General features: G+C 66.1%; 21 protein-coding genes. 2 read left to right on the top strand and 19 right to left on the bottom strand.

The window, feature by feature from the left end; genetic code table 11:
- Positions 1 to 117 precede the first annotated feature (117 nt).
- Positions 118 to 909 (top strand): exodeoxyribonuclease III, encoded by a 792-nt coding sequence (xth, locus tag QX128_RS00280; protein ID WP_316236401.1) that lies wholly within the window; start codon positions 118 to 120, stop codon positions 907 to 909.
- A gap of 14 nt (positions 910 to 923) precedes the next feature.
- Positions 924 to 1793, top strand: a complete 870-nt coding sequence (gene bla / locus QX128_RS00275) for a class A beta-lactamase (RefSeq protein ID WP_316236400.1) — start codon at positions 924 to 926, stop codon at positions 1791 to 1793.
- Here the strand turns inward: bla and QX128_RS00270 are convergent.
- The 19 genes from QX128_RS00270 to QX128_RS00180 form a co-directional block, all read right to left on the bottom strand.
- A complete protein-coding gene (locus QX128_RS00270) occupies positions 1748 to 2593 on the bottom strand; it encodes an urease accessory protein UreD (RefSeq protein WP_316236399.1) in 846 nt (281 codons plus the stop codon). The two genes, bla and QX128_RS00270, sit on opposite strands and share 46 nt — an antisense overlap.
- Positions 2590 to 3234, bottom strand: a complete 645-nt coding sequence (ureG, locus tag QX128_RS00265) for an urease accessory protein UreG (protein ID WP_316178531.1) — start codon at positions 3232 to 3234, stop codon at positions 2590 to 2592. The genes QX128_RS00270 and ureG overlap by 4 nt, the downstream gene beginning before the upstream one ends.
- Positions 3231 to 4937 carry an urease subunit alpha gene (ureC, locus tag QX128_RS00260; RefSeq protein ID WP_316236398.1) on the bottom strand — a complete coding sequence of 569 codons (1707 nt, stop codon included), beginning with the start codon at positions 4935 to 4937 and terminating at the stop codon, positions 3231 to 3233. Before ureC ends, ureG begins: the two co-directional genes overlap by 4 nt.
- A gap of 3 nt (positions 4938 to 4940) precedes the next feature.
- Entirely contained in the window at positions 4941 to 5639 is a 699-nt protein-coding gene (ureB, locus tag QX128_RS00255; RefSeq protein WP_316236397.1) for an urease subunit beta, read from the bottom strand.
- An 11-nt stretch (positions 5640 to 5650) separates the two neighbouring features.
- On the bottom strand, positions 5651 to 6328 hold the full coding sequence (locus QX128_RS00250) for an urease accessory protein UreF (RefSeq protein WP_316178525.1): 678 nt from the start codon (positions 6326 to 6328) through the stop codon (positions 5651 to 5653).
- Positions 6321 to 6770, bottom strand: a complete 450-nt coding sequence (gene ureE / locus QX128_RS00245; RefSeq protein ID WP_316178523.1) for an urease accessory protein UreE — start codon at positions 6768 to 6770, stop codon at positions 6321 to 6323. The genes QX128_RS00250 and ureE overlap by 8 nt, the downstream gene beginning before the upstream one ends.
- Positions 6771 to 7035: 265 nt before the next feature.
- Complete coding sequence (locus QX128_RS00240) at positions 7036 to 7338, bottom strand: putative quinol monooxygenase (RefSeq protein ID WP_315799796.1); 303 nt, start codon at positions 7336 to 7338, stop codon at positions 7036 to 7038.
- On the bottom strand, positions 7338 to 8852 hold the full coding sequence (locus QX128_RS00235; RefSeq protein ID WP_316178521.1) for an amidase: 1515 nt from the start codon (positions 8850 to 8852) through the stop codon (positions 7338 to 7340). The genes QX128_RS00240 and QX128_RS00235 overlap by 1 nt, the downstream gene beginning before the upstream one ends.
- An 86-nt stretch (positions 8853 to 8938) precedes the next feature.
- The gene (locus tag QX128_RS00230; protein WP_315799794.1) at positions 8939 to 9640 is read right to left on the bottom strand and encodes an ABC transporter ATP-binding protein; all 702 of its coding nucleotides are present in this window, start codon (positions 9638 to 9640) and stop codon (positions 8939 to 8941) included.
- The gene (locus QX128_RS00225; protein ID WP_315711676.1) at positions 9637 to 10365 is read right to left on the bottom strand and encodes an ATP-binding cassette domain-containing protein; all 729 of its coding nucleotides are present in this window, start codon (positions 10363 to 10365) and stop codon (positions 9637 to 9639) included. Before QX128_RS00225 ends, QX128_RS00230 begins: the two co-directional genes overlap by 4 nt.
- Position 10366: 1 nt before the next feature.
- Complete coding sequence (locus QX128_RS00220) at positions 10367 to 11422, bottom strand: branched-chain amino acid ABC transporter permease (RefSeq protein WP_315799793.1); 1056 nt, start codon at positions 11420 to 11422, stop codon at positions 10367 to 10369.
- Entirely contained in the window at positions 11422 to 12288 is an 867-nt protein-coding gene (locus QX128_RS00215) for an ABC transporter permease subunit (protein WP_315711674.1), read from the bottom strand. Before QX128_RS00215 ends, QX128_RS00220 begins: the two co-directional genes overlap by 1 nt.
- A 65-nt stretch (positions 12289 to 12353) precedes the next feature.
- Entirely contained in the window at positions 12354 to 13592 is a 1239-nt protein-coding gene (locus QX128_RS00210) for an ABC transporter substrate-binding protein (protein ID WP_316236396.1), read from the bottom strand.
- Positions 13593 to 13692: 100 nt separating this feature from the next.
- The gene (locus QX128_RS00205) at positions 13693 to 14742 is read right to left on the bottom strand and encodes a substrate-binding domain-containing protein (RefSeq protein ID WP_316236395.1); all 1050 of its coding nucleotides are present in this window, start codon (positions 14740 to 14742) and stop codon (positions 13693 to 13695) included.
- 199 nt (positions 14743 to 14941) lie between these two features.
- Positions 14942 to 15418 (bottom strand): GNAT family N-acetyltransferase, encoded by a 477-nt coding sequence (locus tag QX128_RS00200; protein WP_316236394.1) that lies wholly within the window; start codon positions 15416 to 15418, stop codon positions 14942 to 14944.
- A 47-nt stretch (positions 15419 to 15465) separates the two neighbouring features.
- Complete coding sequence (locus tag QX128_RS00195; RefSeq protein ID WP_409977886.1) at positions 15466 to 16182, bottom strand: tetratricopeptide repeat protein; 717 nt, start codon at positions 16180 to 16182, stop codon at positions 15466 to 15468.
- Between the two features lie 103 nt (positions 16183 to 16285).
- Positions 16286 to 18010, bottom strand: coding sequence for a dihydroxy-acid dehydratase (gene ilvD, locus QX128_RS00190; RefSeq protein ID WP_315799789.1), 1725 nt, complete (start codon positions 18008 to 18010; stop codon positions 16286 to 16288).
- Between the two features lie 236 nt (positions 18011 to 18246).
- Positions 18247 to 19218, bottom strand: coding sequence for a tripartite tricarboxylate transporter substrate binding protein BugD (locus QX128_RS00185; RefSeq protein WP_316236393.1), 972 nt, complete (start codon positions 19216 to 19218; stop codon positions 18247 to 18249).
- A 90-nt stretch (positions 19219 to 19308) separates the two neighbouring features.
- Positions 19309 to 20550, bottom strand: a complete 1242-nt coding sequence (locus tag QX128_RS00180) for a threonine synthase (protein WP_316236392.1) — start codon at positions 20548 to 20550, stop codon at positions 19309 to 19311.
- Between the last annotated feature and the right edge of the window lie 18 nt (positions 20551 to 20568).

Below are 20568 nucleotides of genomic sequence, written 5' to 3'. Positions count from 1 at the left end.
GCACCGTGCATGGCATTGTTGCACCGCCTGTGATTCCGACGCCATTCGCCTTGACCGGAGTGGTCGCGGCTTGATCTAACCGGGGCCGTTTCTCTTTCCCCCCGGGAACCTCAGGCCATGCGTATCGCCACTTGGAACGTCAATTCGGTCCGGCAGCGGATCGATCACCTTCTGACCTGGCTCAAGGAATGCTCCCCGGACATCGTCTGCCTGCAGGAGATCAAGTGCACGGACGACGCATTCCCGCGGCTGGAGATCGAGGCGCTCGGCTACAACGTCGTGACCCACGGTCAGAAGACCTTCAACGGCGTCGCGCTGCTGTCGAAGCTGCCGTTCGATGAAACCAAATCGGGTCTGGATGGCGACGCCGAGGACGTGCATGCGCGCTTCCTGGAGGGCGTGGTCAGCCTCAAGAGCGGGGTGGTGCGCATCGCCTGCCTCTATCTGCCCAACGGCAACCCGCCGAACACGGAAAAATATCCCTACAAGCTCAAATGGATATCGCGGCTTCGTGACTACGCGCGTGAACGGCTGAAGACCGAGGAGCCGCTGATCCTCGCAGGCGACTTCAACGTCATTCCGGCCGCCGCCGACGTCTCCAACCCCGAAGCCTGGGTCGAGGACGCGCTATTCCGTCCCGAGACGCGGGAGAGCTTCCAGTCGCTGCTCGGCCTCGGGCTCACCGACGCGCTGCGCGCCGTCACCGACGCGCCGGGGCAGTACACGTTCTGGGACTATCAGGCCGGCGCCTGGCAGAAGAACATGGGGATCCGGATCGATCACCTGCTGCTGTCGCCGCAGGCCAGCGACCGGCTGGTCGAGGTCGGCGTCGACAGCTATGTCAGGGCCTGGGAGAAGCCGTCGGATCACGTGCCGGTGTGGGCCGATTTCGATCTCGAGACGGCGTAACTCGAGGACGCTCGATGACGATCTACACACGGCGGCAATTGTTTCCGCTCGCACTCGTGCCGCTGCTGGTGGCGAAGCCGGCGCTCGCCGCCGACCTGCAGGCGACAATCGCCGGCATCGAAGCCGACAGCGGCGGGCGGCTCGGCGTGGCCCTGCTGGACACCGCGAGCGGCGCGCTCGGCGGCCATCGGCTCGACGATCGATTCCCGATGTGCAGCACCTTCAAGGCGCTGCTGGCGGGCGCGATCCTCACCAAGGTCGATTCCGGCACCGAGCAGCTGGCACGCCGCATTCCGATCGCGCAAGGAGACATCCTGTCCTATGCGCCGGTCACCAAGGCCTATGTGGGGACGTCGGGCCTGTCGGTCGGCGAATTGTGCGAGGCGACCGTGACGCTCAGCGACAACACCGCGGCGAATCTGCTGCTGGCGACGCTCGGCGGCCCCGCCGGCTTGACCCGCGCCATCCGCGGCTTCGGCGACGCCATCACCCGGCTCGACCGCATCGAGCCCGCGCTCAATGAAAGCGTGCCCGGCGATCCGAGGGACACCACCACGCCCGCGGCGATGGCCCAGACCTTGGCGAAGCTGACCACCGGCACTGCGCTGTCGGCGGCGTCGCGCGATGTCCTGAATGGCTGGCTGATCGCCTGCAAGACCGGTGGCGCCAAGCTGCGCGCCGGCCTGCCCGGCGAATGGCGCATCGGCGACAAGACCGGCGCGGGCGACAACGGCAGCAGCAACGATGTCGCCGTGATCTGGCCGACAGGGCGCGCGCCGGTCCTCGTGAGCAGCTATCTCACCGAGACCAAGGCCAGCGACGACAAGCGCAACGCGGTTCACGCAGCGGTCGGCCGCGCCGTCGCCGCCGCGCTCGGGGCCTGAGCCGCCGCCTCGCGATAGATCGCGGCGATCGCGTCGACTCCGGTGCGCAGGTGGCGCATCTGGCGGCCCGCGAGGCGCACGCCGAGACCGGCGCTCACCGGCAGCAGGCTTGCCGCGGCGTAGAGGCCGTCGATGCAGGACAGCGCATCGGCGAGACGCTGGCGGAGCGCGGCGAGATCGTTCGTCGGCGGAAGCATCAGAACGGCCGAGCCGAACGCGCGATGACCGTTGAAGACCGCGACATCAGGATCGCTCAGATGCATACGGTCGATGAGGAGCGGCTCCTCGCCCGTCCGGCGCACGACGAGCGCGGAGTCGAGCTCGCGGAACAAGCGTCCTTGCCCGTCCGGGTCATGCATCGTGAAGGCGTCGGTCACCAGCGCCGATGCATCGGCGGCGCAGTTCAGGTCGAGCACCTGGCACAGGGCCGCCCCGGGAAAGAGGATGCGCGGCTCCGGCCGATAGTCGAGCCTGGCGCCGGTCGCGACCCGGAGCAGAACCTGCTCCTTGGCACGTGCGCCCGGCTCGGCGCGATGTACTGAGGTGGCGCCCTGCGTGGCCACGCAAACGGCTGTACCCGCAGATAGCGTGAAGCGCTGCGTCAACCGGTCCTCGCCGTGCACGGCGCCACTGCCGGTCTGCAGGATCACGCTGAGGCAATCCGGCCGCGCGGCATCGGTGTGGAAGCTGCGCGTCAGCACGAACGGCCAGGCAAACAGCCGGCGATCGATCACGGTGCGGCCGCCGCGGCGGGCGAAGGAGAGATCGAGCCGCGGCGGCTCTGGGGCTGAAGCGCTCACGTGCGGAACAGCACCTCGCGCTCGAGCAGGTCGACGATCGCTTCAACGCCCTCACCGCGCCGGCAGTTGGTCAAGAGCACCGGCCGGCCGTCGCGCACAGCGGCGGCCTCGCGCTGCATGCGTGCGAGATCGACGCCGACATGAGGGGCGAGATCGACCTTGTTGATGACCAGGAGATCGGCGCGGATGACGCCAGGGCCGCGCTTGCGCGGGATGTCGTCGCCGCCGGCGACGTCGATCACGAACATCCAGAAATCGGTGAGGTCGCGCGAGAAGGTCGAGGCGAGATTGTCGCCGCCGCTCTCCAGCAGGATCAGCTCGACGCCGGGAAAGCGCCGCTCCAGTTCGTCGGCGGCCTCGATGTTGAGCGTCGGATCCTCGCGGATCACCGTGTGCGGACAGGCGCCGGCCTCCACCGCCGAGACCCGCTCGGGGTCGATCAGGCCGGAGCGCCGCACGCGCTCGGCATCTTCGGCGGTGACGAGATCGTTGGTGATGACGGCGATGTCGATGCCGCGCGCCTGCAGCGCCGGGATCAGCTGCTCGACCAACGCGGTCTTGCCGGAGCCGACGGGGCCGCCGATGCCAACGCGCGCGGCCGTCATCGGCGCATCGGCGCGGGTGAGAGCGAGACGGCTCATCGCAGCATGAACCTCCTCGCGAGCGGCACGGTTGTCGCGGGCGGGCAAATCAGGAGCTTGCCGTCGGCACGGACCTCGAAGGTCTGCGGATCGACCTCGACATGCGGCATCGCCGCGTTGCGGACCATGTCGGTCTTGCGCAGGCGGCGCACGTTCTTGATCTGCACCGTCTCTCGGCCGAGCCCGAGCCTGCCTCGGATGCCGGCGTCGACCGCGAGCTTCGACATGAAGTTGACGCCGAGCCGCTGCGGCGCTGCGCCAAGCGCGCCCCACATCCGCTTCTGGATCATCGGCTCCGACAGCCCGAGGCTGCCATTGCCGTCGCCCATCGCGGCCCAGACTGGGAAGCCGTTCTTGATCACCATGTACGGCTTGAGCCCGAACGAGGCGCGCGGCCACAGCACGAGATCGGCCATCTTGCCGACCTCGATGGAGCCGACGACATGATCAATGCCGACGGCAATGGCCGGGTTGATCGTGAGCTTGGCGATATAGCGCTTGATGCGCTCATTGTCGGCGCGCGTCGTCGTCTCCTCCGGCAGGCGGCCAATGCGGTCCTTCATCACGCTGGCGAGCTGCCAGCATTTGGCGACGTTCTCGGCGAGCCGGCCCATGCCCTGCGTGTCCGTGCCGAAGATCGAGATCGCGCCCATGTCGTGCAGGAAATCCTCCGCCGCCATCGACTGCGCGCGCACCCGCGCCTCGCCGAACATGACATCCTCCGGCGCATTGTAGTTGAGCTGATGACAGATCATCGTCATCGGCACGCCCTCCTCCATCCCATAGGAGGTGTAGGGATTGGTCGGGTTGGTCGAGGACGGGATGACGTTGGGCCAGGACACCACCTTGAGCAGGTCGGGCGCATGGCCGCCGCCGGCGCCCTCGACGTGGTACATGTGGATGGTGCGGCCATCGACCGCCGCCATCGTGTCCTCGCAGAAGCCGTATTCGTTGATCGAGTCGGTGTGCAGATGCACCGCGAAGTCGTGACGATCCGCCGCGATCAGGGTCTTGTCGATGACATCGGGCGACGCGCCAAAGTCCTCGTGGATCTTGACCGACATGCCGCCGGCCGCGACCGCCTCCTCGACCGCTGCGGGATTGGAGCCGCCGCGGCCGAACAGCGCGTAGTTCAGCGGCGAGAACTCGATCGACTTGAGGAAATGGCCGAAGTTCGGGCCCGAGCCTGAGCCGACGTCGAACACCGGCCCCGAGCCGTTGCCGACCATCGTGGTGGTGCCGCCGGCCAGCGCGTGATCCGACTGCTCCGGCGAGATCAGATGCGCGTGGCTCTCGATCGCGCCCGCGGTGACGATGAACGGGCCGCCGGCGATCGGCGCGGTGGTGTGACCGACCACCATGTCCGGATGCACGTCCGGCATGATGTCGGGATTGCCGGCCTTGCCGATGCCGACGATGCGGCCGTCGCGGATGCCGATGTCGGCCTTCACGATGCCGATCACGGCGTCGACGATGGTCGCGTTCTTGACGACGACGTTGAGGGCCTTGTGAGTGGACGTCCGGTGCGCCGCGACGGCCTCGCCGTCGCGGATGTTCTTGCCGGCACCGACCAGCAGCTCATGGCCGTAGGTCGTGTAGTCGTGCTCGATCTCGGCGAGCAGGCTGGTGTCGGCGAGCCGGACGAGATCGCCTTTCGTGGGACCGTAAAGCTCGGCATACGCTTGCCGTGTCAGTGTTGCCATGACCTAGGCTCCGAGATAGCCACGCGATTGCGCGAGCTTCAGCGCCGCGTCGCGCGCGCCGGGCGCATCGAGCGGACCATTGACCAGCCCGGCCTGGCCGCGCACGATCCGGTCGCCGGTGATCGGCACCAGCCGCACCGATTTGAAGATCCCCGGTTCGAAGCGCATCCCGAGCCCGGCGGGGCGGTCGATCTTCATGCCCCAGGCGGCGGCGCGGTCGAAGCGCAGCGCGCGGTTGACCTCGAAGAAATGGGTGTGGCTGCGCACCTGGATATCGCGATCCCCGGTGTTGACGACATCGATGGTGACCGCCGGCAATTCGCTGAACATCGCGATGTCGTCGCCGCCGGCGATGATCTCGCCGGGCACGATAGTCTCAGGCTCGGCGCCGTCGGCCGGCTGGATCGGTTCGAACAGCGCCATCACCTTGGTGCCCTCGGCGAACATCAGCTCGACATAGAGCATCGGAATCATCTGGGCGACGCCGGGCTCGACATCGTCTGATGTGAGCAGCCGTCCGGCCATGTCGCGGATCTCGGCATAGGGCAGATTACGGCGCGCCGCGGTCATCACCTCATCGGTAATGTAGGCGACCGCTTCGGGATGGCTCAGCTTGATGCCCAGCAAGCGATTGCGCCGCGCCATCTGCGCGGCGTTGAAGATCACGAGACGATCCAGCTCGGTCGGCGACAGGTTCATCATGGCGCGGCACCTCAGGTCGTGAACATGCGCACATGCCGCAACGGCCCGCGCGACACGGCGATATCGATGAAGGGCGTGAAGCTCGACGGCATCGCGTCGTCGTCGGGTGTGCCGTTGAGCAGATCGCCGAGCCGTGCGCGGGCGCGCGCTAGGCTCTGCTGCGAGTCGATGTGGCCGATCAGGCCGAGCCGCACCGCGGCGCTGACGAGGCCAGTGATGAGGGTCCAGCCGGAGACGAGCTCGGCGGCATCGAGGCTCAGGCCGGCATCACGGCCGGCGATCGCCTGCACCACGGCGAGGTGTCCAAGTCTCGGATCGGCCGAGACGCGCGCGCGGTAGGACACGGACAAGGGGCCTGCAAGCTTGACCCAGACGCCGAGCAACGCCCTGCCCGCACGCCGCGAGCCCTCGCGCATCTCGGCCGACGGCGTCGTGGCCTCGGCGAGGCGATCCACGGCTACCATCGCCGCGGTATCGCCAGCGTGCCAGGCGCGCCGCAGCAGGATGCGATCCATCGTGGCCCAGCGCTGCGCAAGGTGATCGGCAATGACGCCGTCGAGATCGCTGCGGTCGGACAGCAGGCCATCGGCGGCGAGACCTTCGATGCCCCAAGAGAAGGCAAAGCCGCCGGCGGGAAAGGCGCTGTCGCCGAGTTGCAGCAGGGCCAGCGTCTCGCCGCGGTCAAACATGCGCGCGCTCCACGACTTCGCCGGCGTCGAGCAGCGGCTTGATCCGCGCACGGTAGGTCTCGATCGGGGCGTCGAGCAGTACGACGAGGCTGTCGCCCTCGAAGCGGACGCGCCAGTGCAGATTGCCGGCATGCCAACCGAGCTTGAGCGCGCTGGCCTCGTCACGCGCCTTGAGGCGCAGCACATGCTGCTCGCCAAAACGTGCGATGATGGCGCGATCGGAGTCGAGATGCAGCAGCGCGCCGTCGACCAGCTCCTCGTCGCGATCCAGGCTGACGGCGCAGTCGGTGCCGCGATCGGTGGTCAGGCGGAAGCGCTTGCGGCCGGCATCCTCCGGCGGCACGAACAGCAACTCGATGCCACCGCGATGCTCCAGCGCGTGGATGCGGCCGGCATAAGCCTTGTCGCTCGCGCGTCCCAGGATGCCGTGCAGACGGAGCATCGGCGATGTTCCTCTTGTTGTTCTGCGCTCGTCGTTTGGGGCCTCATGGTTCGAGACGCCCGCCAAAGGACGGGCTTCTCACCATGAGGATCGAGATAGAGGGCGGGACTTGCATGCGGTGTGGCCGCAAGCCCCGTACGATTTTGCATGAGGCTCGCTTTGGCCGAAGACTTTCATCCGGCCAAACCCGAAGCCCTCGTCGAGAGGAGCCCGCCCTTGGCGGGCATCTCGAAGAACGGTTGGTGTGGTCATCTCTCGCCGCGCCCTACCGCATCGTCGCCGAGACCTCCTGCGAGGTCACGAGAATGACCTCGCCGTCGAGGATCGGCTTGGCGATGCCGAAGAAGGTCGCCACCGCGGCGGAGCCGTTGTGGCGGTCCATCGCGGCCTTGTCGGCGAAGCGCTCATAGGTGGTGAACAGACCGGGCTCGGTCTCGCTCTGCGAGATGAAGAACCCGATCGTCTCCGGTTCGTTGGCCGCGACATGGGCCGCGACGGCGACGAGGGCGTCGCGCATCGTGGCCTCTTGTCCCGCCTTGGCCCTGATGACCGCGGTGATGGTGATCATCAGAAGGTCTTCCAGTCGCCGTCGGCCTCGAACGCCGCCGCCGCCTGGTAGATCGTGGACTCGGCGTAGTCCTTGCCGATCAGCATCAGGCCGACCGGCAGGCCATCCGAGAGGCCGCACGGCACGGTCATCGCGGGATGACCGGTGACGTCGAACGGGCTCGTCGTCGCGGTCATCTCAAAGGCGCGCTGCACCACCTCGGCGAGCGGCGCGTCCTTGGCCGGGATCGGCGTGGCGACGCACGGCAGGGTCGGCATCAGCAAGAGGTCGTAGGAGCCGAACATCGCGTCATAGGCCGCCTTCGCCTGGATCGCGATGTTGCGCGACTTGGCGTAGTAGCGGCCGCGGTAGTGCTCGAGGCCCCACTGCCCGACCAGCATGGTCAGCTTCAACGTCACCGACAAATCGTCAGCGCGCGTGCGCCAGCCGGAATGCGCGTCGAGCAGGCCGACGTCGTAGAGGCCCTTCCAGTTGAAGCCCATGCCGTTGCCGAGCATCATCTGCACCAGGAAGCCTTCCAGCGTGATCGGATTCCACGCCGCCAGCGCATGCATGTGCTCGGGGATCGAGACCTCCGACACCGACGCGCCCATCTTGGCGAAGCGCTCCGCGCCGGCCTTGACCTTGCTGACCACGCCCTCTTCCATGTTCGGCGCGCTGAAGCCTTCCTTGAGCACGCCGATCTTGAGGCCCTTGACGCCCTTGCCGAGCGCCTCGGTGTAGGCCGAGACCTTCGGCGCATATTGCCGCGGATCGAGGCCGTCGGCACCGGCCAGCACTTCGAGCAGCAGCGCGTTGTCGGCGACCGACTTGGTCATCGGCCCGGTGTGGTCGATCGTCGACTCGATCGGCATGACGCCGGTGTAGGGCACGAGACCGTGCGTCGCCTTCATGCCGTAGATGCCGCAATAGGACGCGGGAATGCGGATCGAGCCGCCCTGGTCGCCGCCGATCGACATGTCGACCTCGCCGGCCGCCACCAGCGCAGCGCTGCCCGAGGACGAGCCGCCGGCCGAATAGCCCATCTTCCAGGGATTGTGCACCGGCGCGGGATTGGAGGTATGGCTGCCGCCGGACAGGCAGAAGTGCTCGCAGACGGCCTTGCCGACGATGGTGCCGCCGGCATCGAGGATGCGGGAGACAATGGTGGCGTCGGCTGCGGGAATGAAGCCTTCCAGCGTGGTCGAGCCGTTCATCATCGGCACGCCGGCGAGCGCGACGTTGTCCTTCAGCACCACCGTGCGGCCGGCGAGCTTGCCGGACGACGCACCCTTCACCTCGGTCTTGATCGCCCAGGCGTTGTACTTGTTCTCCTTAGGCATCGGCTTGGCGCCCGGCGTGCGCGGATATTTCACCGGCGGCAGCGGGTTCGGCAGTTCGTCGATGATGTCATACTGGTCGAACATGCCGCCCATCAGCGACAGATATTCGGCGGCCTCCTCGACCGTCATGTTCATGTGCAGGCTGGCGGCGAGATCGGCAACTTCCTCGGCATTCGGGCGTTTGATGGACATGAGTCATCCTTTCTTGTGAGGACAAGCTGGGCAGAGACAGCAAATTGTCAGTTCAATGGGCCGGCGCGCGCGCGCCGGTACGGGCTCTAGCTCGGGATCATCTGACCTTCCCGGGCCAGGAGAGTCTCACGGTCGAGTTCCTCGGTGATACGCCCCTTCTGGATGTGCAGGATGCGATCCGATAACGACGTGATGAATTCGAGGTTCTGCTCGACCACGATCAAAGACATCTTCCAGCGCGACTTCAACGCCAGCAGCGTCTCGATGATCTCCTCGATGATCGACGGCTGGATGCCTTCGGTCGGCTCATCCAGCAGGATCAGCTTGGGCTTTGTGCACAGGCAGCGCGCCAGTGCCAGCAATTGCTGCTCGCCGCCCGACAGCGCGCCGCCGCGGCGGTCGAGCAGCCGCACCAGGCGCGGAAAATCCTGCAGCACGGCATCGATGACACTGCGGTCCTCCCTCGGCGCCGCAGCGAGCCCCATGCGCAGATTTTCCATGACCGACAGGTCCGGAAAGATCTCGCGGCCCTGCGGCACCAGGCCGATGCCGAGCCGGGAGCGCTCGTGCGGCTTGAGATGCGTGATGGTCTTGCCGGCAAACACGACCGAGCCGTCGGTGGTCGGCAGGTGTCCCATCAAGGTGCGCAGCGCCGTGGTCTTGCCCATGCCGTTATGGCCGAGGATGCCGAGATATTCGCCGTCGGCGACCGTCAGGTCGACGCCGAACAGGATCGGAATCCGGCCATAGCCGGACTTGAGCCCCTTGACCTCGAGAAGCGTGCTCATGCGGCCACCTTCTTGCCGAGATAGACGTCGCGCACGCGCTGGTCGGCGAGCACCTTGTCGACGGTATCCTCGACCAGCACGCGGCCCTGGTGAAACACGGTCACACGCTTGGCGATCTGCTTGATGAACTCCATGTCGTGCTCGACCACGACGATGGCGCGGGTCTGGTTGATCTCGCGGATGATCGCAGCGGTATGGAACGTCTCCTCGTCGGTCATGCCGGCGGCGGGCTCGTCGAGCAGGATCAGCTCGGGCTCGGCGGCGAGCACCATGCCGATCTCGACCCATTGGCGCTGGCCGTGCGACAAGGTCGCGACGATACTGTCGGCGTAGTCGGTCAGCCGGATCATCTCCAGCACGGCATTGACCGCCGGGCCCTGCTGCCGCGGCGTTGCCTTGCGCCGTACCGCCATCCAGATGTTCTCACGCACCGAGAGGCCGTTGAACACGTTCGGGACCTGGGTCTTGATGCCGATGCCCATGCGCGCGATCTCGTGCGACAGCTTGCCCGCGATCGGCATGCCGCGGAACGCGATGCTGCCCGACGTCGGCACCAGTTGTCCGGTCAGCGTCTTGAAGAACGTGCTCTTGCCGGCGCCGTTTGGGCCGATCAGGCAGCGCAGCTCCATCTCCTGCAGGGTGAACGTGATGTCGTCATTGGCGACCACGCCGCCGAAGCGCATCGTCAGGTGCTCGGCCTTGAGCAGAGGAACGAGGTCGGCCATGTCACTCGGCTCCTGCAGGATGCGGCGCCGCCGCTGACGGGACCGGCGGACCATTGGTCTTCGGCTTCTTGTCCGGGATCAGCCGCATCACCAGATCACGCGCGGTCGGGAAGATGCCCTTCGGCAGGAGCAGCACGAACACCACGAGTACGCCGCCGAGAACGAGGTTGGAGTTCAGGAGCTGCTGCGAGCCGATATAGGCGACGATGTACTCGATGACGACGCAGCCGATGATCGGCCCGAGCAAGGTGCCGAGCCCGCCGACCGTGATCCAGATGATGATCTCGGCGGACAGCGACAGGCTGAAGATGGTCGGGCTGACGAAGGCGCCCCAGTTGACGTAGAGCGCGCCGGCAAGACCGGCGATGGCGCCGCCGAGGATGAAGGTCAGGCACTTCACCAGCCGCGGATCGTAGCCGAGCAGCGACGCCCGCACCTCGTTCTCGCGCACCGCGACGATGATGCGCCCGGCCGGCAGCGCCAGCAGCAGCCGCAGCAGCAGGAACACGCCGAGCAGCACGTAGGCGGTGGTCCACCACGACTGCTCGGGCGACAGCACGGTCGACGGATCGAACGGCATGTTGAAGGTCGGCACCGCCGGCATGCCGTTGAAGCCGCCGAGCAGCGCCTTGCCGATCTTGTAGGCGTCGCCCGAGGTCGAATTGACCGAGTTGAACAGGATCAAGGTGACGGTGAGCGTGATGACGCCGAGATAGACGTCCGAGATGCGGCCGAAGAAGATGAAGTAGCCGAGGATCGCCGCGAACAGCGCAGGCACGGCGATCGCCAGCAGGATCGCCGGCGTCGAGTCCTGGAAGTTGACGGCAGCGATCGCGTAGGCATAGCCGCCGAGGCCGAAGAAGGCGGTTTGGCCGAACGACAGGATGCCGCCATAGCCCCAGATGAAGGCGAGGCTCAGCGCCAGAACCGACATCGCGGCGAACAACGTCAGTTGCATCAGGCCGAACAACTCGATCACGCTCGGCATGATCGCGATCACGCCAATGGCGACGACGGTCCCCGCGGCCTGGAGAGCGAGGCGAAGGCGCTTGTCCATCACAGGTTCCCCTTGAAGAAGCGCCCGGAGATGCCCTGCGGCAGCAGACGGATGAGCACGATCGCGGTGGTGAAGACGATCACCTCGCCATAGACGGGCGTGGTGAAATAGGCGCCGATCTGGTTGACCGAGCCGAACAGGCTCGCCGCCGAGAGCGTGCCCGACAGGATCGCCGCGCCGCCGCCAACCACCGTCATGAAGGCCTTGGCGACATAGGCGCCGCCCATCACCGGCGTGATGCCGGACACCGGCGCCAGCAGGCCGCCGGCGAGACCCGTCACGGCGGCCCCGAGCGCGAACGTGCTCATGTAGACGCGGGCCGGGTTGACGCCGAGCGTCGCCGCCATCGCCGGGTTCTGCATCGTGGCGCGGGCGACCAGGCCGAACCGGGTGTAGCGCATCACGCCGTAGATGATGGCCATCATGACGGCCGCCATCAGTGCAAGGAACAGCGTGTAGTAGCTCGACTGGTACGAGCCGATCGAGAAGCCGCCGAGCGGTGTCGGCACGCCCTGCTGGGTGTTGCCGTAGATCGTGGTGATGATGCCGATGATCAGGAGGCTGAGGCCCCAGGTCGCGAGCATGGAATCGACCAGGCGGCCGTAGAGAAACCGGATCAGGCAGCGCTCGATCACGAGGCCGACGATGCCGACGAACAGGGGCGCGATGATCAGCATCGCGATCCAGATGTTCACCCCGGCATTGGCCGAGATCACGGTGGCGTAGGCGCCGAGCATGATGAACTCGCCATGGGCGAGATTGATGATCTTCATCATGCCGAAGATGATCGCCAGTCCCAGGCAGAGCAGGAACAGCGATGAGATTCCGTTGAGGACATCCAGCGCGAGGATGACGTAGATCGCCATGCGTCAGGTCTTTCAGGGCAGTCCAATGAAACCGGGTCCCGCCGAATGGCGGGACCCGGCACGCGTCAGAGATTGATGATGTACTGCTTGACGTCGTTCGGGTTCTTGACGAGGTCACAGACGCTCGCGGTGTCCGCGGGCTTGGCGTCGGTGTAGGTCTCGAGCACCGACCATTTGCGGTCCTTCACCTCGGCCAGGAACGCGTTGCGGACGGTGTGATGGGTCTGCTTGTCCAGCGAGACCTTGCCGCTCGGGCCGTCGAAAACGAGGCCGCTTTCGAGCGCCTCGATCACCTTCATGCGGTCGATGCTGCCGGCCTTCTTGACGCCTTCAGCCCAGAGCATGACGCCCTCATAGGTGCACGAGGCGAGCTCGCTGATGTAAGGCGAATCCGGATGCGCCTTCTTGATCTTCTCGACGAAGCTCTTGGAGGCCGGCGTGGTCAGCTCCTCGAAATAGCCGTAGGCCCCGATGACCCCATCGCTCTCCGCCGCATCCAATGTCGAGGGCTCGTTGACGAGACCAAAGGTGGTCGAGGCGATCGGGATCTTCCCCTTCATGCCGGCCGCGGTCCACTGCCGGTAGAACGCGGTGTGGTTGCCGCCGACCAGCGCCGACAGGATGAGGTCGGGCTTGGCCGCCTGGATCTTCGAGATGGTCGAGCCGAAATTGGTGACGTCGAGCGGGAAGAAGTCGGTCGCCAGGATCTCGCCGCCATTGTCCTTGCAGTATTTGGTCATCCACTTCGCGGTGATCTGACCGTAATTGTAGTCGGCCGCGATGATGTAGGCCTTCTTGCCGGACTTCTTCATCGCGCTCGGCACAAGCTTCTCCACCGTCTGCGCCGGCGTCGTGCCGGTGCAGAAGGTGTTGCGGTCGCAGACCCCACCTTCATACAGCGTGTTGTAGAAGTACAGCACCTTGAAGCGGTCGAAGGTCGGACGGATCGCCTCGCGCGAGGCCGAGGTGATTCCGCCGTGAACGACGTCGACCTTGTCCTTGACCGCCAGCTGCTGGGCGTATTGCGAGTACATCTGGATGTTGGACTGGGTGTCGTAGTGGATCACCTTCAAGGGACGCCCGAGCAGGCCGCCCGCGGCGTTGATCTCCTCAACGGCAAGCTGCAGCGCGTAGACCATCGGCGTGCCGGAGGTGCCGATGGGACCGGACTGGTCGTGCAGGCTGCCGACCGTGATCGGGTTCTCGGCCGCGAGCGCACCCGAGCGCAGCACGGCGGGTGCCGCGATCAATGTCGAGGTCGCGATGGCCGAGCGTTGCAGGAAACGACGTCGGGAGAGAGTCATAAAGGTCCCCATGGGTTGATGATGCTGGTTCATGATCCGCGAGAAGTTTAAAATTACAATATTTGAAAAGGCAAGTGTTTTTTGGAGCGCGCCCTGCGCCTCAGCGCGAGGCGACGACCGCGAAGTCGTAGCCATCCAGCTCGGCGAGATGGATCGGATGGCGCCCGCCAACCACCGGCTGCGCCTCGTTGCCGCGCGCCGTGCGCCGCTGCAGCGTGCGCCCGAAGACGCGCCTGAGATCGCGGGCGTCGAAGCTCTCGGCGCGCTCGATCAGCGCGGCGAGCGCGTGAATGCCTTCGTAGCAGGACTCGCCATAGCCGTTGGGCGGCGGCGGATTGTCACCGAAGGCCGTGTAGTAGCGCTCGAGAAACGCGCCGTTGTTGCGCGACCGCAGCGAGGCGAAATAGCTGGAGGCGACATAGACATTCTCGGTCTCGCCGCTGTCGAGCCCGTAGACGATGGTCTCGTCGAAGGCGGACGAGAATCGCAGCACGTGACGGCTGAGACCGGCGGCGCAGAAGGCGCGGCTGAAGGCGATGCAGTCGAAGCCGAGAAAGACCGGCAGCACCACGTCGCTGCGCGTGGTCTTGATGCGGTCGAGCATCTCGTCGAAATCGTGGACGCCGACCGGCACGTAGCATTCGCCGGTCACGGTCCCGCCGAAGCGCGCGATCAAGCGCCTGGCGATGCCGAGCGACGAGCGCGGCCAGATGTAGTCGTTGCCGCACAGGAAGAAGCGCCGGGCGCGCTTGATCTCGGAGAGCCACTGCACCGCCGGCCCCAGTAATTCGCCGGCGGTCTCGCCCGTGGTCATCACATCGCTGTTCGCCGGCAGGCCCTCGAACTGGGGCGTGTAGACGAACGGCACGCGGCCGCGCGCGGCTTGCGCGACGGGATCGCGCGCGTAGCTCGGCAGCATGCCGACCAGGCCATCGACGGCGAGCTCGTCGACCGCCTCCACCGCAGCCCGGCCCGCGCTGGCGCCGGTCGCGCCGGCGTCGATGACGATCAGCTCGACCTGTCGGCGGCGGATGCCCGCGGCCTGGTTCAGCTCGGTCACGGCCAGCCGCCCACAGGCTTCCGCGGAGGGTGCCCACAACCCTGCCGAGCCGCGCCGAGGAATGATCAGGCCGATCCGAACGCTGCGCAAACGTGCCGCCTCTGCTGTTGCAGGGGACTTGCACTCACGAATCGTGCCAAGCGCGTTTTGGCGTCATCGCGGTCGTTCGTGTACCAAAGATCGCCGATTTTGGTTATGGAACCTGACGCTGATCAAAACATCGGCGCGCCGACGCCTATTCGTTAGGCATCCGCGGCCATGGCCTCGATGTCTCACCATGGCTCGCGACTCACGGCGCAGTGGCGAGGGTCTTGCTCATCGGATAGGAGGCCGCGGTGCCGAACTTGCCGGCGGGCACGCCGACATCCGCGTAGCCGCGGGCGAGATAGAATCGGTGCGCGGTCTCGGTGCTCAGCAGGGCCACGTCACGCGCGCCCAGTGCGGCCGCCCGCCGCTCCAGCTCCGCCAGCAGAGCCGAGCTGATGCCGCGAAAGCGTCCGCGCGGCGACACGTAGTTGAGCGTGATCTCGCCGGGGTGGGCGAGCCCGCCAACGGCGAGAATCACATCATCCTCGACCGCGACGAGCAACGATCGCCCTCGCCCGTCCGCCCAGGCCGCGACGTTCTGCGGTGTCTTGTTGGCGAGCCAGCGCGCCAGGATATCAGGGTTGCCGCGGTGATCCGCCAGGCACAATTCGGATATGGAGGCGCGCAGCACGACGCAGGCCGCCTCGGCATCGTCAGCCGTCGCATCGCGGATGATCATCGCAGTCCCTCTGTCGAACGGAGGGAACGCGATGCATTCCGCTCCTGCTACTCGCGCTTGCCCTGCACCCAGCTCTCGAGCATCTGCAGCGCCGAGGCGCGGTCATCGTCCGAGGCCTTGGCGAAGGCGCGGTTGTAGCTCTCCTTGATCCAGGCTTCGTCCGGACCGGCGCTGTCGCGCGCCAGAGTGAGCCACATCAGTCCGCGCGCCGGCTGGCGCGGCAACCGGTCGCCGTTGAACAGCATCTGACCAAGCAGCGCCTGGGCCTGGTGCTGGCCCTTCTGCGCGGCGAGGCCGAGCCAGCGCGCGCCATAGCGGAAGTCGTCGCGCGAGGCGTCTGCGGTCTTCAGGTACATCCGCGCCAGATCGTACTGGGCGTCGGCATTGCCGAAATAGGACGCCGCATAGGAGAACATCTCCCGCGCGCGATCCGGATCGGCCTTGACCTTCGTGTTCGGAATGCCGCTCAGGTAATAGCGGCCGAGCGCGACAAAGGCATTGGCGACGATCTGCGCCTGAGGCGCCGACGGACTGTCCTCCGCATGCGCATTGGCGATGCGGCTGAAATAGTCGAAGGCGCGCATGTCGTCGCGCGCAACGCCATCGCCCGCCGCATACATGCGGCCGAGCTTGAACTGCGCAATCGGGTGACCTTCCTCCGCCGCGTATTGCAGCGCCGTCAGGGACTGCGTGGGCGAGGTCGAGGACGTCGTCGCGGGCAGCGCCTTGCGCAGCGCGCCGGCGCCAGCCTGCTGTCCAGCCACAGGGATCGCCGGCTCCTGGTTGACCGGAGCGCCATCGAACGCGAACGATGGCGTCGGCAACGCGAGCGGGGCAACCCCCAGCATCAATGCGAAAAGGATCCGATCAGATGTCCGCATAGCAATACTTCTCTTGCGCACCACCTGGATGGGTCACGGCGCCCGCCACGGCCGGCCCCACCTGCTGGGCATATTTCCAAAGTGCACCTGACGTGTGATGCGTCTCACGCGGCGTCCACTTGGTCTTGCGTGTCGCCAGCTCGGCATCGCTCAACTTCACGTTAAGGATGCCCGCCTCGGCGTCGATCTCGATGATGTCGCCATCCGCGACCAGCGCGATCGGTCCGCCGACCGCCGCCTCCGGTCCGATATGGCCGATGCAGAAGCCCCGCGTCGCGCCCGAGAACCGGCCGTCGGTGATCAGCGCGATCTTGCCGCCCATGCCCTGCCCGGTCAGCGCCGCCGTGGTCTGCAGCATTTCCCGCATGCCCGGACCGCCGCGCGGCCCCTCGTAGCGAATGACGATCACGTCGCCTTCGCGATAGGTGCGCTTCTGGACGGCGTCAAAGGCGTCCTCTTCCCGATCAAAGCAGCGGGCCGGCCCAGAGAATTTCAAGTTCGACATGCCCGCGACTTTCACGATCGCGCCCTCTGGCGCGAGATTGCCTTTCAGACCGACCACACCTCCGGTTGCAGTGATCGGCTGGTCGGCCGGCCTCACCACGTCCTGGTGCGGATTCCACTTCACGCCATTGAGGTTTTCGGCGATCGTCCGGCCGGTGACTGTGAGGCAGTCGCCGTTCAAATAGCCATGGTCGAGCAACGTCTTCATCAAGAGCGGAATGCCACCAGCCTCGAACATGTCTTTGGCGACATAGCGGCCACCCGGCTTCAAATCCGCGATATAAGGTGTCTTTTTGAAGATTTCGGCGACGTCGAATAAGTCGAACTTGATGCCGGCCTCGTGTGCAATCGCAGGTAGATGCAGCGCAGCATTGGTCGACCCGCCGGACGCCGCCACAACCGCAGCGGCATTCTCCAGGGATTTTCGCGTGACGATGTCGCGCGGCCGGATGTTGGCGGCGATCAGCTCCATGACCTTCTCGCCGGCGGTCATGCAGAAGGAATCACGGATCTCGTAAGGCGCGGGGGCGCCGGCCGAATAAGGCAGCGCCAGCCCGATCGCCTCGGACACCGTCGCCATCGTGTTGGCCGTGAACTGGGCGCCGCAGGCGCCGGCCGACGGACAGGCGACGCGTTCGAGCTCGTCGAGGTCGTCGTCCGACATCGCACCCACCGAATGCTTGCCGACAGCCTCGAACATGTCCTGCACCGTGACCTGCTGGCCGCGGAAATTGCCGGGCAGGATCGAGCCGCCATAGATGAAGATCGAGGGCACGTTGAGCCGGACCATCGCCATCATCATGCCCGGCAGCGATTTGTCGCAGCCGGCGAGGCCGACGAGCGCATCGTAGGAATGGCCGCGAATCGTGAGCTCCACCGAATCGGCGATCGCCTCGCGCGACGGCAGCGACGAGCGCATGCCGTCATGGCCCATTGCGATGCCGTCGGTCACGGTGATGGTGCAGAACTCGCGCGGCGTGCCGCCGGCGTGGGCGACGCCCTTTTTCACCGCCTGGGCCTGCCGCATCAGCGCGATGTTGCAGGGCGCAGCCTCGTTCCAGCACGAGGCGACGCCGACGAAGGGCTGATGGATCTGCGCCGTGGTGAGGCCCATGGCGTAGAGGTAGGACCGATGCGGCGCACGCTCGGGCCCTTCCGTCACATGACGGCTGGGCAGCCTGCGCTTGATGTCGGTCTTCGCGTCCATCGCTGTTTTGGCCTCCCGGTGCTGCGGAGAACGCTCAAAATCCGGCAAGTGGATTTTCGGCAGCCTCACACGCACTGGTTATGTTCTGATCAAAGTATTTCACGACCAGGTGTGGCTAAAAAGCGGCGCGTTTGCGGAGCGCCGGAGATTGTTACCAAAACTTCGCAAACTGTGGCGACGTCGCAACATTCGTGGCCGATGCGCAACCATCCTTGGTTGGCAGGAATTGCGGGCGCCTACTCCGGCACCACCCCGGCGGCGCGGATCATCGGCCACCATTTGCGGATCTCGGCCCGCTGCAAAGTTCCAAGCGCAGCGGGGCCGCGCTGATCGGCCGCCGGCATCTGCAACCCCAGGTTTTTCAACTGGTTTTTCACATCCGGCTCGTCCAGCGCGGCCACCGCCGCCGCACTGAGCGTATCGACGATCTCCTTGCTGACGCCCTTCGGCAGCCAGAGGCCCGACCACAGGGTCATGTGGAAACCCGGCAGGCCGGCCTCGTCGGTGGTCGGAATCTCCGGCGCGGACTCGAGCCGCTTGGCGTCGGTGACGGCGTAGGCGCGGATCGTCCCGGCACGAACCTGGTTGATGGCGTTGGAGGTCTGGTCGACGATCAGGTCGATCTGGCCAGCGACCAGATCGTTCATCGCCGGCCCCGTGCCGCGATACGGCACGTATTGCAGCTTGAGGCCGGTGACCTGCTCGAAATAGAGCCCTGCGATGTGGCTGCCGGAGCCATTGCCGGCGGTGCCCGCCGATACGGGGTTCGGCTGCGATTTCACCCAGGCGAGAAACTCCGGCAGCGTCTTGGCCGGGATGTTGTTCCTGCTGACGATGATCATCGGATTGCTCGGCAGCAGCACCACCGGCTCGAGATCGGCCTCGAGGTCATAGCCGAGCCGGTAGACGGCGCCGTTCGCGACATGGGTGCCGAGATGGCCGAAGCTCACGGTGTAGCCGTCGGGCTTCGAGCGCACCGCGCGTCCCACGCCGATCGAACCGCCCGCCCCGGTCACGTTCTCGATCAGAACGGGCTGCCCGAGCGTCTGTCTCATGTGCTCGGCGAGGATGCGCATCATCGCATCCGACGGGCCGCCGGCAGCGAACGGCACGATCACGGTGATCGCGCGCGAGGGATAATTGTCGGCGCGCGCCGGCAACGCCAGCGCGAGACATACAAACAGCACGGCGCAAAGAGCTCGTCGCATCACGTCCTCCCTTGTGTCGCACGCGCCGGTCACAGACGCGAATGCGTCTGCGCCGGAGCATGTGCCCGAGGCCGCGGTGCTGGTTGTTAGTTAGAACTGCCCGAAGTCGATCGGCTGGTGACGATCGAGCGTGCGGGTGACCGGCGGCAGCGGATACTTAAGTCCTGTCGCGCAATTGAACAGCATGACGCGATCGTTTTTCGTCACGCGCCCGTCGGCCAGGCTCTGCTTGTAGGCGGCATAGGTCGCCGCGCCCTCCGGGCACAACAGCAGCCCCTCCTCGCGCGCGACCTCGGTGAGCGCAGATGAAATCTTCTCGTCATCGACCGCGATGGCGAAGCCTTTGCTCTCGCGCACCGCCCGCAGGATGAGAAAGTCACCGACAGCCTGGGGCACACGGATGCCGGAGGCGATCGTGTGGGCGTCCTCCCAGCGCGTGGCGTGCTCGACGCCCTGCTCGAAGGCACGCACCATCGGCGCGCAGCCGGAGGCCTGCACCGCCACCATGCGCGGACGTTTTGCGCCGATGAAGCCGATCTTCTCCAGCTCGTCGAACGCCTTCCACATGCCGATCAGGCCGGTGCCGCCGCCGGTCGGATAGAAGATCACGTCGGGCACGTCCCAGCCGAGCTGCTCGGCAAGCTCGAGGCCCATCGTCTTCTTGCCCTCGATGCGATAGGGCTCCTTCAAGGTCGAGGTGTCGAACCAGCCGACCTTGGCCTTGCCCTCGCCGACGATCTTGCCGCAATCATCGATCAGGCCGTTGACGCGATACACGGTCGCGCCTTGCAGCTCGATCTCGCTGACATTCACCTCGGGGGTGTCTGCCGGACAGAAGATAGTGGTCTTGATGCCGCAGGACGTTGCATAGGCCGCGAGCGCAGCACCGGCATTGCCGTTGGTCGGCATCGCCATGTGCCTGATGCCGAGCGCCTTGCCCATCGACACCGCCATCACCAGGCCGCGCGCCTTGAACGAGCCGGTCGGCAGCCGGCCCTCGTCCTTGACGATGATCTCGCCGCCGCCGAGCTTCTTCGACAGCTTGGGCAGATTGATCAGCGGCGTCATCACCTCGCCGAGGCTCACGATGTCGGCGCATTTGCGCACCGGCAGCAGTTCGCGATAGCGCCACATGTCGCCCGGACGCTGCGCCAGCGCGTCCTTAGTCAGCGCCTGTTTCACCCCTGCGAGATCGTAGCGCACCAGCAGCGGCTTGCCGGCCTTGGAGAGGTTGTGGACCTGGTCCGCCGGATAATGATCGCCTTCCATCGCGCATTCGAGATGGGTGACGAAGGTCGGGCGCTCGGTGGTGAGATTGTCGCTGGATTTCACGGCGGAGCCTCTTGTTGT

The sequence above is a fragment of the Bradyrhizobium sp. SZCCHNR1015 genome (assembly GCF_032489875.1).
GTDB lineage: Bacteria > Pseudomonadota > Alphaproteobacteria > Rhizobiales > Xanthobacteraceae > Bradyrhizobium.
Note: the sequence above shows the minus strand (reverse complement) of the source record. Positions and strands in the feature narration are given on the sequence as shown.

What these genes read in the sequence shown, in the direction of transcription:
- xth (WP_316236401.1), top strand. Translation starts at nt 118, where the DNA reads ATGCGTATCGCCACTTGGAACGTCAATTCGGTCCGGCAGCGGATCGAT.
- bla (WP_316236400.1), top strand. Translation starts at nt 924, where the DNA reads ATGACGATCTACACACGGCGGCAATTGTTTCCGCTCGCACTCGTGCCG.
- ureG (WP_316178531.1), bottom strand. Translation starts at nt 3,234, where the DNA reads ATGAGCCGTCTCGCTCTCACCCGCGCCGATGCGCCGATGACGGCCGCG.
- ureC (WP_316236398.1), bottom strand. Translation starts at nt 4,937, where the DNA reads ATGGCAACACTGACACGGCAAGCGTATGCCGAGCTTTACGGTCCCACG.
- ureB (WP_316236397.1), bottom strand. Translation starts at nt 5,639, where the DNA reads ATGATGAACCTGTCGCCGACCGAGCTGGATCGTCTCGTGATCTTCAAC.
- QX128_RS00250 (WP_316178525.1), bottom strand. Translation starts at nt 6,328, where the DNA reads ATGTTTGACCGCGGCGAGACGCTGGCCCTGCTGCAACTCGGCGACAGC.
- ureE (WP_316178523.1), bottom strand. Translation starts at nt 6,770, where the DNA reads ATGCTCCGTCTGCACGGCATCCTGGGACGCGCGAGCGACAAGGCTTAT.
- QX128_RS00240 (WP_315799796.1), bottom strand. Translation starts at nt 7,338, where the DNA reads ATGATCACCATCACCGCGGTCATCAGGGCCAAGGCGGGACAAGAGGCC.
- QX128_RS00235 (WP_316178521.1), bottom strand. Translation starts at nt 8,852, where the DNA reads ATGTCCATCAAACGCCCGAATGCCGAGGAAGTTGCCGATCTCGCCGCC.
- QX128_RS00230 (WP_315799794.1), bottom strand. Translation starts at nt 9,640, where the DNA reads ATGAGCACGCTTCTCGAGGTCAAGGGGCTCAAGTCCGGCTATGGCCGG.
- QX128_RS00225 (WP_315711676.1), bottom strand. Translation starts at nt 10,365, where the DNA reads ATGGCCGACCTCGTTCCTCTGCTCAAGGCCGAGCACCTGACGATGCGC.
- QX128_RS00220 (WP_315799793.1), bottom strand. Translation starts at nt 11,422, where the DNA reads ATGGACAAGCGCCTTCGCCTCGCTCTCCAGGCCGCGGGGACCGTCGTC.
- QX128_RS00215 (WP_315711674.1), bottom strand. Translation starts at nt 12,288, where the DNA reads ATGGCGATCTACGTCATCCTCGCGCTGGATGTCCTCAACGGAATCTCA.
- QX128_RS00210 (WP_316236396.1), bottom strand. Translation starts at nt 13,592, where the DNA reads ATGACTCTCTCCCGACGTCGTTTCCTGCAACGCTCGGCCATCGCGACC.
- QX128_RS00200 (WP_316236394.1), bottom strand. Translation starts at nt 15,418, where the DNA reads ATGATCATCCGCGATGCGACGGCTGACGATGCCGAGGCGGCCTGCGTC.
- ilvD (WP_315799789.1), bottom strand. Translation starts at nt 18,010, where the DNA reads ATGGACGCGAAGACCGACATCAAGCGCAGGCTGCCCAGCCGTCATGTG.
- QX128_RS00185 (WP_316236393.1), bottom strand. Translation starts at nt 19,218, where the DNA reads ATGCGACGAGCTCTTTGCGCCGTGCTGTTTGTATGTCTCGCGCTGGCG.